Annotated in this window: 11 protein-coding genes; 5 read left to right on the top strand and 6 right to left on the bottom strand. The window is 70.0% G+C overall.

The window, feature by feature from the left end:
- On the bottom strand, window positions 1-1,709 hold a 1,709-nt coding region (locus AAG801_RS32920), incomplete at its 3' end, for an alkaline phosphatase D family protein (RefSeq protein WP_341892193.1).
- A 139-nt stretch (window positions 1,710-1,848) separates the two neighbouring features.
- Between AAG801_RS32920 and AAG801_RS32915 the strand changes: the two genes are divergently transcribed.
- Both AAG801_RS32915 and AAG801_RS32910 read left to right on the top strand, forming a co-directional pair.
- Window positions 1,849-3,831 (top strand): bifunctional metallophosphatase/5'-nucleotidase, encoded by a 1,983-nt coding sequence (locus AAG801_RS32915; protein ID WP_341892192.1) that lies wholly within the window; start codon window positions 1,849-1,851, stop codon window positions 3,829-3,831.
- Window positions 3,828-5,009 carry a hypothetical protein gene (locus AAG801_RS32910; protein ID WP_341892191.1) on the top strand — a complete coding sequence of 394 codons (1,182 nt, stop codon included), beginning with the start codon at window positions 3,828-3,830 and terminating at the stop codon, window positions 5,007-5,009. Before AAG801_RS32915 ends, AAG801_RS32910 begins: the two co-directional genes overlap by 4 nt.
- A 29-nt stretch (window positions 5,010-5,038) precedes the next feature.
- On the opposite strand, the gene AAG801_RS32905 is transcribed toward AAG801_RS32910, so the two are convergent.
- Together AAG801_RS32905 and AAG801_RS32900 are read right to left on the bottom strand one after the other, a co-directional pair.
- Entirely contained in the window at window positions 5,039-6,307 is a 1,269-nt protein-coding gene (locus AAG801_RS32905) for a glycerophosphodiester phosphodiesterase family protein (RefSeq protein ID WP_341892190.1), read from the bottom strand.
- Between the two features lie 47 nt (window positions 6,308-6,354).
- The gene (locus tag AAG801_RS32900) at window positions 6,355-7,353 is read right to left on the bottom strand and encodes a porin (protein WP_341892189.1); all 999 of its coding nucleotides are present in this window, start codon (window positions 7,351-7,353) and stop codon (window positions 6,355-6,357) included.
- 165 nt (window positions 7,354-7,518) lie between these two features.
- Here AAG801_RS32900 and AAG801_RS32895 point away from each other — a divergent pair, with 165 nt between their 5' ends.
- A complete protein-coding gene (locus AAG801_RS32895; RefSeq protein ID WP_341892188.1) occupies window positions 7,519-8,370 on the top strand; it encodes a UDP-2,3-diacylglucosamine diphosphatase in 852 nt (283 codons plus the stop codon).
- 172 nt (window positions 8,371-8,542) lie between these two features.
- Here AAG801_RS32895 and AAG801_RS32890 read toward each other — a convergent pair whose 3' ends face one another.
- Together AAG801_RS32890 and asd are read right to left on the bottom strand one after the other, a co-directional pair.
- The gene (locus AAG801_RS32890; RefSeq protein WP_341892187.1) at window positions 8,543-9,712 is read right to left on the bottom strand and encodes a glycosyltransferase; all 1,170 of its coding nucleotides are present in this window, start codon (window positions 9,710-9,712) and stop codon (window positions 8,543-8,545) included.
- A 350-nt stretch (window positions 9,713-10,062) separates the two neighbouring features.
- Window positions 10,063-10,929, bottom strand: a complete 867-nt coding sequence (gene asd / locus AAG801_RS32885; protein WP_341892186.1) for an archaetidylserine decarboxylase — start codon at window positions 10,927-10,929, stop codon at window positions 10,063-10,065.
- 52 nt (window positions 10,930-10,981) lie between these two features.
- Here asd and AAG801_RS32880 point away from each other — a divergent pair, with 52 nt between their 5' ends.
- Window positions 10,982-12,631, top strand: a complete 1,650-nt coding sequence (locus tag AAG801_RS32880; RefSeq protein WP_341892185.1) for an aminotransferase class III-fold pyridoxal phosphate-dependent enzyme — start codon at window positions 10,982-10,984, stop codon at window positions 12,629-12,631.
- 17 nt (window positions 12,632-12,648) lie between these two features.
- On the opposite strand, the gene AAG801_RS32875 is transcribed toward AAG801_RS32880, so the two are convergent.
- On the bottom strand, window positions 12,649-13,260 hold the full coding sequence (locus tag AAG801_RS32875; RefSeq protein ID WP_341892184.1) for a hypothetical protein: 612 nt from the start codon (window positions 13,258-13,260) through the stop codon (window positions 12,649-12,651).
- A gap of 121 nt (window positions 13,261-13,381) precedes the next feature.
- Between AAG801_RS32875 and AAG801_RS32870 the strand changes: the two genes are divergently transcribed.
- A complete protein-coding gene (locus tag AAG801_RS32870) occupies window positions 13,382-14,614 on the top strand; it encodes a glycosyltransferase family 1 protein (protein ID WP_341892183.1) in 1,233 nt (410 codons plus the stop codon).
- Window positions 14,615-14,811: the final 197 nt, after the last annotated feature.

Below are 14,811 nucleotides of genomic sequence, written 5' to 3'. Positions count from 1 at the left end.
CCGGGCAGCGTGCGCAGCGTGCGGCCCACCTCGGCCGTTCCGCCCCGCGTCGCGATGGTGTCGACGTAGACCCACTGCGCCTGCACCTCCTCGCGCGTCGCGCTGACCACCATGTAGCCGCGCCGGCTGGTGTCGGCATAGACCAGCGGCCCGATCAGTTGCTGCAGCGCGCCGGCGAAGGCGAGCGGCTGCTCGTCGGGGAAGATGGTCTCGAAGCCCGGCGAGGTGACGGAGGGCGTCGCGAACTCGACGCCGATCGCCACGCCCTGTGCATCCACCAGGTCATTGGCCCAGGCGTTGTGCGTGTCGCCGGACAGCACCACGAGGTTGCGATCCAGCGCGCGCGCATAGCCGAACACCGCTTCGCGCGCCGCGGCGTAGCCGTCCCAGGCGTCGAGGTTGTACGGCAGCGCGGGCTGGGCCAGCAGCGCCTGCTCCTGCGGCGTCAGCGGCAGCCCGGCCTGCGCCTTGGCCGCGGCGGCCGCATAGACCGACACCGGTGTGCCCAGCAGCAGCGGCAGCGGCACGTTCATGCGGCCCATGAGCACCTGCTGGCCGAGCACCTGCCACCGGGCATGGGAGCGGGCGAGCTGCGTCTGCAACCAGGCCATCTGCTCGACGCCGAGCAACTGGCGCGCCGGATCGCCGATCGCCGCCGCGAAGGCGGCCCCGTCGAAGCCGGTGGCGCCGATGAAGTCGGTCAGGTCGAACTGCTCGTCGCGGCCGATGACCCGCGTGTCGAGCATGTGCAGCGAGACCAGGTCGCCGAAGTCGAAGCTGCGGAAGATGCGCTCGGGCCGGGCGGCGTCGGGCAGGCGGGTCGGCATCCACTCGTGATAGGCACGGATGGCCGCGGCACGGCGAAGCTTCCACTCGCCTTCGGTGGCCGGGCTGTGGTTCTCGGCGCCGTTCTTCCAGGTGTCGTTGGCGATCTCGTGGTCGTCCCAGACGGCGATCATCGGCAGCGCGGCGTGCATCGCCTGCGCATCCGGGTCGCTGCGGTACTGCGCGTGGCGGGTGCGGTAGTCGGCCAGCGACAGCAACTCCGTCGCCGGCTCGACCACGCGGTCGAGCTGTGCCGCCTGCCCTGACGCATAGCCCGCGGCGTCGTACTCGTACAGGTAGTCGCCCAGGTGCAGCACGGCGTCGAGGTCGTCGCGTTCGGCAATGCGCGCATAGACGTTGAAGAAGCCCGCCGGGTAGTTCGAGCAGGACACCACGGCCAGGCGCACCTGGTCGACGCGGCCGCTGGGCAGCGTGCGCGTGCGGCCGATCGGCGACAGCGCGCCCAGGCAGTTGAAGCGGTAGTAGTAGGTGGTGGCAGGGCGCAGCGCGCCCACGTCGACCTTGACCGTGAAGTCGCCCTCGGCACGCGCCAGTGCAATCCCTCGCGCGATCAGCTCGCGGAAGCCTGCGTCGCGCGCGACCTCCCACTGCACCGGCACGCGGCGCGACTCCAGCCAGCGCTGGCGGGCCTGCAGGTTGCCGGCTGCCTCGGCCTCGAGCTTGGTCCAGATCTCCTGCATGGCCGCGTCGGCGCTGATGCGCGTCCACAGGATCACGCGGTGCGCGAGCGGGTCGCCGCTGGCGACGCCGTGCAGGAACTCGAAGCCGCCGAGCTCGCAGCCGCTGAGCGCGACGGCGCCGCCGACGGCCATCGAGCCGACGGCAACGGTGCGCATGAACTCGCGGCGATTGGGGTGACTCATGGGCAGACCTTTCAAGACGGCGGGGATGCCGGCGAGTCTTGTCGCTGCCTGTGAAACGTCGATGACGGCAGCAGCCTCGTCACGCCCCTGTCATGCCGGGCTGAGAACCTGCGCGGCAAACCGACCTGGAGGAATGACCATGAAGCTCACCGTTCGCGCGCTGTGCGCCGCGACCGCCCTCGCCGTGCTCGCCGGCACCGCGCTGGCCAATGACCGCGACAACGACCGTGGCGACAGTCGAGGCTGGGGCTGGGGCCGTGACAAGCACCCCAAGCGCCCGGTGAGCGTGAAGATCATCGGCTTCAACGACTACCACGGCAACCTCGAGACGCCGGGCACCTTCGGCCTCAACACCACGGTGCCGGCTGCGCAGCGGCCGGCCGTCGGCGGCGCCGAGTACATGGCGGCCTATGTGCAGCGCATGAAGGAGGCCAACCCGAACCACGTCGTCGTCGGCGCCGGCGACTTCATCGGCGCGACGCCGCTGATCTCCTCGCTGTTCTTCGACGAGCCCTCGGTCGAGACGCTGAACCAGATCGGCCTGGAGTTCAACGCGGTCGGCAACCACGAGTTCGACAAGGGCTCGGCCGAACTGCTGCGCCTGCAGAAGGGCGGCTGCAAGATCGTCGCCGGCGTGCCCGATCCGAACAGCTGCAAGGGCTTCGGCTCGATCGCGCCGGGCAGCTTCGACGGCGCGAGGTTCAAATGGCTGTCGGCCAACGTGATTCGCCAGGACACCGGCCGGCCGCTGCTGCGCCCCTACGGCATCAAGGAGTTCGAGGGCGGCGTGCGCGTGGCCTTCATCGGCATGACGCTGAAGGCGACGCCGACCATCGTCACGCCGGTGGGCGTGGCCGGGCTCGAGTTCCGCGACGAGGCCGACACCGTCAACGCGCTGGTGCCCGAGCTGCGCCGCAAGGGCGTCGAGGCGATCGTCGTGCTGGTGCACCAGGGCGGCTTCCAGAACGGCGCGGGCAATGCCAGCGACATCAACGGCTGCCTGGGCGACCTGAAGAACGGCGACGGCAGCGACAGCGACATCCGCAAGATCGTGGCGCGACTGGACAACGCCGTCGACCTGGTGATCAGCGGCCACACCCATGCCGCCTACAACTGCTCGGCAAAGACGGTCGATGTCGTCGCCGTCAGCGGCGCGCCGGTGGCCACCCCGCGTGCGACCGGCCTGCCCAACAAGCGCGGCCGGCTGATCCCGGTGACCAGCGCCAGCGCCTTCGGCCGCGTGCTGACCGAGATCGACGTGCAGATCGACCGCCGCAGCGGCGACGTGATTGCCGTCGCGCCGGTCAACCGCCTCGTCGACCGCACCGACCCGGACATCGCCGCGCGCATCGCCGCCAACCCGCAGGTCAAGCAGACCGTCGACGCCTACCGCACCGCGGTGTCGCCGCTGGCCAACCAGGTGATCGGTTCGATCACCGCCGCGATGCCCAACGCGGCCGACACGGCCGGCGAAATGCCCGCCGGCGACCTGATTGCCGACGCCCAGCTCGCGGCGACGCAGCCCGCCGCGCTCGGCGGCGCGGTGATGGCCTTCATGAACGCGGGCGGCGTGCGCAACCCGGGTTTCGCGTTTGCGGGTGCGAGCTATCCGTACGACGTCACCTACGGCAACGCCTTCACCGTGCAGCCCTTCGGCAACAGCCTGGTGACGATGACGCTGACCGCCACGCAGATCAAGAACCTGCTCGAGCAGCAGTTCGTCGGCTGCCTGGGCCAGACCACGCAGCGCATCCTGCAGATCTCCAACGGGCTGAGCTACTCGTGGAGCGCCTCGGCCGCCCCCTGCAGCAAGGTGCAGGACGTCTGGCTGACGCCGACCGACCTGACGGTGGTGCCGCCGGCAACGACCGGTGCCCCGGAGCAGCTCGTGCAGGCCGGCCTGGTGCTCAACCCGACGCGCACCTACCGCGTCACGGTGAACAACTTCATCGCCACCGGCGGCGATGGCTTCAGCGTGCTGCTGGAGGGTGCGAATGCCCTCGGCGGTGCGCAGGACATCGATGCGCTGGTCGCCTACATGGCGGGCTACAAGGCACCGGCAGTGGCCCACGACCCGGCTTCGGCGCTGCTGAAGAAGCCGCGCATCGTGCGCCTGCCTTGACAGGATCGCTGCCGAAGCAGCAGGCGCGCCGGCCTGGCCGGCGTGCCGTGCTGGTCGCCCTCGCGGCGGCCGCGGGGAGTGCGGCGGCACAGCCGCTGCTGCCCGGCAGCTTCGAGAACTGGCGCCGCCTGTTCGGCGGGCCGGAGGCGGCCGCCGATGCCGCCGAGCGCACCCGGCTGCTCGCCGAAGGCGAGGCGCTGCTCGCTGCCGGCGAGGCACTGGCCGCGCAGGACGTGTTCCAACGTGCCGCGATGCTGATGCACGCGCCCGACACGGAGTGTTCGATCGTGCGCGCGCAGATGCAGGCCGGTCAGTACCGGCAGGCACTGGCCTTCGGTGCGCACGCCGCGCTGGCGCACCGCGGCTTCACCGGTGCGCTGGCGCTCTACGCATGGCTGCTGCACGTCGGCGGCCAGTCGGTGATCGCTGCGCGGCTGCTGGCCGACGCGGCGGAGCGCCAGCCGGAGGATGCCGCGCTGCGGCTCGCGCGCGACCAGCTCGCGGCGCCCTGGCCGCAGCCGAGCGGTTCACTGCTCGCGGCGCCGCTGCGCGCGGCGCCGTACGGCCACGGCGCCAGCCCGCAACCTGGCCAGGGGCGCGTGGCCGGCACGGCCACCTTGCTGCAGGGTGGCCGCAGCGCGCTGGTCCCGCTGGCCACGTTGCGCGGCGCCACGGCCGTGCTGCTGCGCAACGGCCTCGGCCAGACCGTCGCCGGCCGCGTCACGCAAGCCTTCGAGCCTGCAGGTCTTGCGCTGCTTGCGCTCGACCCAGCACTGCCCGTCGATGCCGGCGCGACGACCGCGAGCCGCGTGCCCTTCGCCGGCAGCCCGGCGACGGTCGTCGAACACGCCGTGGCCGACCACACCGAGCCGGCCTGGCCGCTGCTGCGCCAGGGCTTCTTCGGCCGCTTGCCGGCCGCCGGGCCGCGACCGCTCGGCGTGACGATGCCCCCGGGGGCGCGCGGCGGGCCGGTGTTCGACCGCGCCGGCCGCCTGGCCGGCATCACGCTGGCCGCGCCCGACGGCTCCGATGCGCTGCTCGCCGTGGCGGACTGGCCGCTGACTGCAGGCTTCCCGGTCGTCGAGGTGGCGCCCGGCGCGGCGCCCGTCGCCATCGACGCGGTCTACGAGACCGCGTTGCGACTGACGCTCCAGGTGATCGTCGAGGCGACGGGCTGACGACGATCGATGCCGTCAGCCCGCGCGCCTCAGCGCAGGCCCGCGCAGTTGGCGTAGAAGGTGGTCGTGGCCGGCCAGTCGGAGAAGATGCCGAGGATGCCGACTTCGCGCGCCAGCACGTCGAGCACGGTCATCATGTCGCCTTCGCGCTGGATGGCACTGTCGAAGCTCTGGTAGTAGAAGCCGTTGTTGCCGTCGGCCAGGATGCCCGAGCGCTCCAGCGTCCAGGTGATGATATCCAGGCCGGCCGCCTTGGCGTTGCGCGCGTAGGCCGAGGGCACGATGCGGCCGCTCGGGTCGGTCGTCAGCAGCGCGAAGATCGGCGGCGCGACGATGTTGATGCCCTGCGACTTGTAGTTCGTCAGCTCGCCGTAGGTCGGCAGGTCGGCCACGGTGCCGGCGTCGTCGAGGAATACCGCCTGACGGCCGAAGGCCGGCTCGTTGCGCACCCAGTACAGCACGTCGGGCTGGTAGAACGACTGCGGCCAGACGTGCCGCGGGCTCACGCCGGCAGCCTTGTACTCGTCGATCATCTTCTGCGCGTAGGCTTCCTGCGTGAAGCCGTCGAAGGGCATCGTGACGCTCGGGTACTTGAGCTCCGGCGTCATCTTCACGCCCAGCGACTTGAACAGCTCGATGCTCTCGCGGTGGGTCAGCAGCGTGCCGCTGCTCGGGCCGGCGTAGAGGTCGGTGCGGAAGTTCGCGGTGCCGCCGAGGTACTCCTGCGGCGTGCGGGCGCGCGGGTCGGAGGCGTCCATCTTGCCGCGCAGGGTCTTGAACTCGGCCAGCGTGATGTCGCTGGTGCGGCACTCGGCGGTGGCCGGCGTCAGCAGCTTGCCGGCGGCGTCGTAGCTGGCCGGCACGAACGGCTTGGTGCACTTCGCAGCCAGCGGCGTGACGAGGATGTTGGTCGTCGTGTGCAGGTCGTTCTGCGCATGGCGGCAGACCAGCTCCTTGTCCTTCGTGAAGGTCACGTCGCACTCGACGATGCCGGCGCCCATGCGCGCCGCCGCCACGTAGGACTCGACGGTGTGCTCGGGGAATTGCAGCGCCGCGCCGCGGTGGCCGATCGACCAGTCGCGCGCGGTGTAGTGGCCGCGGCGCGCGCACTGCTCGAGCTTGCGCTTGAGCGGGCCTTCGCGCATGTCGTCGACGAGGAAGAACGGGCGCGGGCCGAGTTCGATCGGCGTGCTGGCGTCGCGCCTGTGGTCGTTGTGGTCCTTGTGCGCGCAGGCGGGCGACACGAGTGCCGCCAGCGCCAGCGCGGCGGCGGCGAAGGGGAGTCGGAAGAAGGTCATGGTCGTTCTCCAGTGGGGATGCCCGGTCGCCGCCGCGTGTGGCTCGATCAGAACGTGTGCTTCACGCCCAGCGCATAGGCGCGGTTGTTGTCCAGGTCGGTCTGCTTGGCTTGGCCGATGTCGAAGTACAGGTTGGTGCGCTTGCTCAGCGTGTAGTTGTAGCCGAGGCCGAACTTGGAGCGGTCGCGGCTGTCGACGTCGGAGTCGAGGTCGAAGTACATCGCCTTGAGCGTGCCGTTGCCCAGCGGGGCGGTGGCGCCGATCATGTAGACCTTGGACTTGGTGTCGCCGTTCGTGTCGGTCTTGCTCTGCGCGTAGTAGAGGATGGGCTTGACGACGCCGAAGTTGTAGTGGAGCGCGAGGCTGGTGACACCGCGGCCGTCGCTGCTGCCGTCCTTGACCTGCTCGAAGCCCAGGCCGGCATAGATCGGGCCGGCCGCGTATTCCGCATTGAAGCTCTGCACGCGGCCCAGGCCGGTGGTTTCGCTCAGGCCCACCGCGGCCGACGCCGTGAAGCCGCCGAAGTTCGGGGTCTTGTAGCCGACCGAGTTCGAGGCGCGCGTGCCGTTGCCCACTGCATCGGGCGTCTGGTAGTTGGCCCACAGCGCGGTCGATCCGGCCTGGCCGACGCCGTCGTTGCCGAACGGGTCGGACTTGACCTGCACGAAGTAGGCCGGCGTGTACTCGCGGCCCAGGTAGACGGCGCCGGCGGACTTGTTCGTCAACTGCACGTAGGAGCGGCCGTTCCAGAACGAGTTAGCGCTGTTGACCGAGCCGGTGTCGGGGTTGAAGCGGTGCTCGATCTGGAACTGGGCCGACAGGCCGCCGCCGAGGTCTTCGTTGCCGCGCACGCCCAGGCGCGAGGTCGAGGCCTGGCCCAGCGTCCAGGCCTCCGAGGTGCCGAGGCCGCCCGGGTTGGTGGCGGTGCCGCCGTTGCCCTTGATCAGGCCCTGGTCGATCAGGCCGTAGATGACGACGTTGCTCTGCGCGAAGGCGGCGGTGGACATCGCGGTCAGCACGGCCGCTGCAATGAGTGAGCGATTCAAGTCAGTACTCCAGGGAGGATGCGCAGGCGCCATGGCGGCGACCGTTGCGTTGCGAGAGCATCGATTGAAGTCGCTCCCCGTGAAAACCCTGTGACACCCCTTGGACGCGAAGGCGTCTTGCGCGGGTCATGTCGGCGTCACGCGAATGCGCAAGCATGTCTAACCATGCCCACGACGGACCCCCGCATGGACCACGACGACACGCCCGGCACGATCCACGTCCGCACGGTGTGGATCTCCGACCTGCACCTGGGCACGCCCGGCTGCCAGGCGCACGCGCTGCTCGACTTCCTGCGCGACGTGCACTGCGAAACGCTCTACCTGGTCGGCGACATCATCGACGGCTGGCAGCTGCGCCGCTCCTGGTACTGGCCGCAGGCGCACAACGACGTGGTGCAGAAGATCCTGCGCAAGGCGCGCAAGGGCACAAAGGTGATCTTCGTGCCCGGCAACCACGACGAGTTCGCACGCCGCTACGTGACGCACAACTTCGGCGGCGTCGAGGTGATGGACGACTGCATCCACGTCACCGCCGACGGCAAGCGGCTGTGGATCACCCATGGCGACCTGTTCGACGGCGTGATCCAGTGCGCCAAGTGGCTGGCCTACACCGGCGACGTGGCCTACGAGTTCGTGCTCAAGCTCAACCGCTGGTTCAACCGCGTGCGCGCGCGCATGGGCCTGCCGTACTGGAGCCTGTCGCGCTACCTCAAGCTGAAGGTCAAGCGCGCGGTCAGCTACGTCGGCGACTTCGAGGCTGCGGTGGCGCGCGAGGCGCGCAAGCGCAACGTGCACGGCGTCGTCTGCGGCCACATCCACCATGCCGAGATCCGCGAGATCGACGGCATCCTCTACTGCAACGACGGCGACTGGGTCGAGAGCCTCACCGCGCTGGTGGAGTACCACGACGGCCGGCTGGAGATCATCGACCGCGGCGAGATGGTGTGGCGGCCGGCCGCCATGGAGGTGAAGGCGGCGGTCGAGGTCAGGCCGCCAGCAGAGACGGCACCGGCGTGAGCGCCGCCGGCGCAGCGCCCTGACGTCGTTGGGCAGGCGGGGGCCACCCCAACCTCAGCCGGCTGGCCTCGGCGTTGCGCGCCACCGGTGTTCGGTCAGGCCCGGTTCGTGGATCGGCCTCTCGCCGCGCTGCAGCGTGGCGACGCGGTCTTCGTGGCCGTGACGCAGACCGTCATGACAGTTCTCCGGAGAGATGCCGCAGGCGGATCGGAGTGCCTGGCACGGCCGAGCGCATCAGCAGCCCGGCGAGGATCCCCGGCACCTCGAACACGGCGCGGTTGTGGATGGCGCGCACGCGGGCGCGGTACGCGGGCAGCTCGGCGAGCAGGCCATCGACGGCCTCCGGCAGCGCCTTCACCGAGCGCACCACCACGCCGACGCCCTGCTCGCGCACCCAGCGGGTGTTGAAGCGCTCCTGCGGCATGGTCCAGGCGTTGGAGAAGGTGACCACCGGCAGGCCCATCTGCACCGCTTCGCTGAGGCTGCCCGGGCCGGGCTTGCCGACGAACCAGTCGGCCAGCGCCATGTACCGGCCGACCTCGCGGGTGAAGCCGAGCACCGCATGCGGCGCCTTGCGACGCAGCGAACGCAGCTGTTCGGCGAGCGGCGCGTTGTGGCCGCACAGCAGGATGAGCTGGCGGTCGCCGATCAGCCGCGCGATCTTCAGCATCTGCATCGAGCCCTGGCCGCCGAACAGCACCAGGCCGGCGGGGCGCTCGGGGTCGAGGCCGAGCGCGATGAACTCGCGCTCGCGGTCGACGTCGATCGACCGGTGGAAGGCCGGCCGCAGCATCATCCCGCTGGTCAGCGACAACTGCTCGTCGCGGTAGCCGGCGGCGCGCGCCTGGGCGAGCGCGTGCTCGGTGCCGCAGACGATGTGCTGCTGCTGGCCGGGCTCGATCCAGAAGTGCGGCGGGTGGTCCGCCATGTCGGTGAGCACGGTCACGTAGGGCACGCCGGGCAGCGTGCAGGCCAGCGACTCGTACAGCGCGCGGTTGAAGTTGGGGATCAGCGAGACCACCAGGTCCGGCTCGGTCTTCGCCCAGTACTGCTGCAGCGTTTTCACCAGCGAGCCGTGGGCGAGGCGGATCACGCCCTGCAGCAGCTTCAGCTCCTGCGCCAGGCCGAGCGTCCAGCCGCGCGCGAGGCGCTTGTTGTAGAGATCCTCCGGGTCCATGCCGGTGGCGCGGCGGAAACGCCCGGCAGGGTCGAGCACCTCGGTGAGGTTGACCAGGCGAACGTTCCAGGGGCGCTGCTGCGCGGCGATGGCCTCCTGCAATGCGAGCGCTGCGGCACGGTGGCCGCCACCAGCGTTGAAGTAGACCAGGTCGACCGTCTTCATGATCCACGATGCTCTGCGTGCGGAGTGACGCGGGCGTGAAGGTGGTGCGACAGGTGCGTGACGCTCGGTGGTGGGGTTTGGCGTGGCGCGGCGCGGCGGGCGGTACCCGGCAGGGGCTCATGGTGGGGCGGTCGGCACTGCGTGCCGACTCCACTGCGATGCTCGCGCCCAGGCCGCGCCGCGAAACTCACTGCGCGAGCCTCGCTCGCTCCGTTCAAACAGTCGCGGCGAGTCAGATCACGAAGCGCGCTGCCGCGCGCCGACCCGGGCACTGCGCTTCTCGTCACCCCACAAATCGCCCCTGCCGGGTACCGCCCGCCGCGCTGTACCAACGGTGGCGTGCGAACATTTCAGTCCGGCAGCCTCATCAATTCCTGTCCCATGCGGATGCGTGCACCACGCACGATCCCCGGCGCGAGAGCAAAGCCGCGCGGCGCGAAGACGATGATCGTCGAGCCGTGTTCGAACCAGCCGAGCTCCTGGCCCTTCGCGACCGTCGCATCGCAGGGCATCTCGTTCGGCCCGCGGTACGTCAGATGCAGCCGCACGTCCAGCGCATGCAGCCGCAGGCTGGCCACGAGGATCGCCGCGACCGGCACCAGTGCGACGGGATGGCCGCCGCGTGCCAGCGTCATGCGCAGCACCGCACGTTCGTTGCGGCAGAACAGCCGCTCGACACGCTGCAGCGCGATCGGGTTGACGTTCCAGGTGTCGCCGCTGAGGTAGGTCACGTGCTCGAGCCGCGCATCGTGCGGCGCATGGAAGCGGTGGTACATCGCCGAGGTCAGGCGCAGCGTCACGTAGGTGCCGTCGCGGAACGGCGAGCTGTCCTGCGTCGGCCCGAACAGCTCGCCCATCTGGTACGGGAAGCCCTTGGCCTGGAACAGCGTCGTGCCGGCCACCTCGCCGCATTCACCGACGATCGCGTCGCAAGGGCTGGCGAAGACGCTCGGGTCAGGGTCGATCGTGCGCGCGCCGGGCACGAGCTCGCGAGTGAAGCACTCGTGCAGGCTGGCGAAGCGCTGCTGCTTCGCGTCGCTCAGGTCGAGGTCGGTGAACAGGCGCCACACCGCAATCGACAGTCGGGCCAGCCACGGACTCTCGATGCGGCTGAAGCGGCCCATCAGGCGCGTGAGGGCGATGCGAGGCACACGGTTGGTGAGCAGGAAGTTGAGGTCTTCCTGCTGAACGAATCGCCTCAGGGCTTGAACATTCATGAGTTTGTCAATCGTTGCTGGTAGACACGCATGGTCGACATCCGGAAGAACCATGGACGAAACCTTCGCTCTCTCCGCCCTCGCGCTCGGCGCACTGGCCTGGACCCTGCCGCGCGCCAAGCGAAGGCTGGAACTCTCGCGCGCCAAGCACCGCTCGCTGGCCGGCCATTCGCGCATGGCCAAGCGCATCGCGTCGCTGATCCCGGGCTACGCCTACGACGAGGAGCGCTTCTTCGGCTCCGACGACGCGCCGGCCGAGGTGCAGGCGCAACGCCGCGCCGCCTTCCGCCGCCTGTGCGCCGACTTCGCGCAGCGCTATCCGGAGAGCGCTGCGATGACGGCGCAGGCGCGCGAGGGCCTGTCGGACCTGCAGTTCACCGGCAGCTACCGCGTGCCCTTCCAGTACAGCCCCTACCTGCGCGAGCACCTGAAGATCGGCAGCTTCCTGCAGAGTTCGTCGGGCGTGATGGTCGAGGACCTGGACGGCAACCGCTTCTACGACCTGACCGGCTCCTACGGCGTCAACCTGCTCGGCTACGACGCCTACAAGGAGTGCATCGACGAAGGTGTCGCCGCCGCGCGCGCGCTCGGCCCGGTGCTCGGTGCCTACCACCCGGCGCTGCTGGCCAACGTGAACCGGCTGCGCCAGATCTCCGGCCTCGACGAGGTGTCGTTCCACATGTCCGGCACCGAGGCGGTGATGCAGGCGGTGCGGCTGGCGCGCTATCACACGCGGCGCACGCACCTCGTGCGCTTCACCGGCGCGTACCACGGCTGGTGGGAAGACGTGCAGCCCGGCCCCGGCAACCCGCTGCCGCCGCGCGAGACCTACACGCTCAAGGACATGGACGAACGCAGCCTGAAGGTGCTGCGCACACGCAGCGACATCGCCTGCGTGCTGGTCAACCCGCTGCAGGCGCTGCACCCGAACGGCTCGGCGCCGGGCGACTCCTCGCTGGTCGACAGCACGCGCCGTGCCGGCTACGACCGTGCGCGCTACACCGAGTGGCTGAAGCGGTTGCGCGCGGTGTGCAGCGAGCGCGGCATCGTGCTGATCTTCGACGAGGTGTTCGTCGGCTTCCGCCTGGCCCCCGGCGGCGCGCAGGAGTACTTCGGCGTCAAGGCCGACATGGTCACCTACGGCAAGACGCTCGGCGGCGGCTTGCCGGTCGGCGTGGTCTGCGGCAGGCGCGAGCTGATGAAGCGCTTCCGCGAGGAGCGCCCGGCCGACATCTGCTTCGCGCGAGGCACCTTCAACGCCCACCCCTATGTGATGACGGCGATGCAGGCGTTTCTCGAGCGGCTCGAGCGGCCCGAGGTGAAGGCGTTGTACGACGGGCTCGAGGAGCGCTGGAACGGTCATGCCGAGAGCTTCAACCGCGCCTTCGCCGAGGCCGGCGTGCCGCTGCGCATCGCCAACCTGTCGACCATCTGGACGGTGCTGTACACGCAGCCCTCGCGCTACAACTGGATGCTGCAGTTCTACCTGCGTGCGCATGGGCTGGCGCTGAGCTGGGTGGGCAGCGGGCGGCTGATCTTCAGCCTGAACTACGGGCAGGCCGAGGTTCACGAGGTGCGCGAGCGCTTCGTCGCCGCGGCGCTGCAGATGAAGGCGGACGGCTGGTGGTGGCACGACGCTGCGCAGTCCGACCGCGGCATCCGGCGCAGCATCCTCAAGGAGATGCTGCGCCAGCGCTTCTGAGCCGATCGCCCGGTGCTTCAGCGCTCGTGCCGCGCATGCGGCATCGGGTCGATCAGCTCGCCGCGCAGCAGGAACAGCGGTGCCTTGTGGTACAGCGCGATGTCGTGGAACGGGTCGGTGAGGATCTTGGCCAGCCAGATCAAGCCGGTACGCAGCCGATCCTGCCGCCACAGCTGCACGACGCGGAAGCCGAGGCCGACGATGGCCAGCGCCAGCCAGGCCGTGCCGACGTCGTGCACGAAGCCGGCGAAGCCGTCGGCCGGCTCGATCAGGCCGAACAGCGAGGGCTCGAACCACAGCACGGCGGGGATCAGCAGCCACACCGCCAGCAGCACCGTCTTGCGGTGCATGTTGTAGCCGACCTTGACCTCTTCCTTGTACTCGTCGGTGACCTGGTTGACCTGGTCGAAGCCACGCGGCTCGAAGAAGAAGTGGCCCGACTGGCGGGTCACCATCGACACGCACCAGCCGACGATCGCGGCCATCGGCGGGTCGATGAACAGCAGCAGGTAGGCCACCAGGAAGCTGATCGCACTGACGAAGTGCAGGCTCTGGTTGATGCGGCTCTGGTGGTAGTAGCGGTGGTCGTCCCAGCGCAGGCTGCGCAGCTCTTGCAGGATGTGATTCACGATTCCCCTCGAAGGCGGTTGATGGGTGACGCAATCGTGACGCCGCCGCGTGAAAGCGCCGTGACGGTCACGCTGTCATCGAACGGTCGCGCGGCAGCGTCACCATCACCGCATGGATCCGATGCCCGACAGCGATCTGATCGTCGACCACTTCCCGGCGGCGTCGCGCTCGATGCGCATCGCCTGCGTGACCGAGACCTACCCGCCGGAGGTCAACGGCGTTTCGCTGACGGTGGCGCGCATGGTCGAGGGCCTGCAGCGGCGCAACCACGACGTGCAGCTGCTGCGCCCTCGGCAAACCCGCGAACAGCTGGCCGGCCAGGGCGACCGCTTCCACGAGGTGCTGCTGCGCGGCATGCCGATCCCGCGCTACCCCAGCCTGCGCATGGGCGTGCCGTCCAAGCGCGCGCTGGTGCGGCTGTGGACGCTGCAGCGGCCCGACGTCGTGCACATCGCGACCGAAGGGCCGCTCGGCTGGTCGGCCCTGCAGGCGGCGCTGCACCTGAAGCTGCCGGTGTGCTCTGACTTCCGCACCAACTTCCACACCTACACCCAGCACTACGGCGTCGGCTGGCTGCGCAAGCCCATCATGGCCTACCTGCGCAAGTTCCATAACCGCACGCTGTGCACCATGGTGCCCACCGATTCGCTCAGGGCCGAACTGGCCGCCGAGGGCTTCGAGCGGCTGGAGGTGGTGACGCGCGGTGTCGACACGCAGCAGTTCACGCCGGCGCGGCGCGATCGCGAACTGCGCGCGAGCTGGGGGGCCGACGACGATACGCTGGTGGTCACCTGCGTTGGCCGCCTGGCCCGCGAGAAGAACCTCGAGGTGCTGCTCGACGCCTTCCGCGCCATCGAGCGCCGCCTGCCGCAGGCCAAGCTGGTGCTGGTGGGCAGCGGGCCGCAGCGGGACGATCTGCATTCGGCGTGCCCCGGTGCGGTCTTCGCAGGGCAGCGGCGTGGCGAAGACCTGGCGGCCCACTACGCGAGCGCCGACCTGTTCCTCTTCCCCAGCCTGACCGAGACCTTCGGCAACGTCACCACCGAGGCGATGGCCAGCGGCCTGCCGGTGGTTGCCTTCGACTACGCCGCCGCCGCGCAGGTGATCGCCGACGGCGAGCAGGGCGTGCGGGTGGCGATGGGCGACAGCACGGCGTTCGTCGAGGCGGCTGTGGCGCTGGCCTTCGATCCGGCGTGGCGTGAGCGACTCGGCCGCGCCGCACGGGAGAGAGCGCTGCGGCTCGACTGGGAGGCGATCGTGCAGCGCTTCGAGGCGGTGCTGGCGGCGTCGATCCGCCAGCACGCGGTGCCTGGCGTACCGCAGCGCGCTGCGGGGGTGCAGCGGCCTGCCTGACATCGATCTGCGTTCGAACTCTCGGACGTCTGCTTTCGTGCCTTCCTTGAGCGTCGCGGCAGGCGCTGCCCGCTGTGGGCTCATGCGGCGGCGGTCGGCCTTGCAGGCCGACTCCACTGCGATGCTCGCGCCGGGGTCGTGCCGCAGAACTCACTTCGCGACCTGCGGTCGCTGCGTTCAGACAACCGCGGCAAGTC

The organism is Variovorax sp. YR752 (assembly GCF_943372545.1).
The sequence above is the reverse complement of the archived record's forward strand: the minus strand, read 5'-3'. Positions and strand labels throughout refer to the sequence as shown.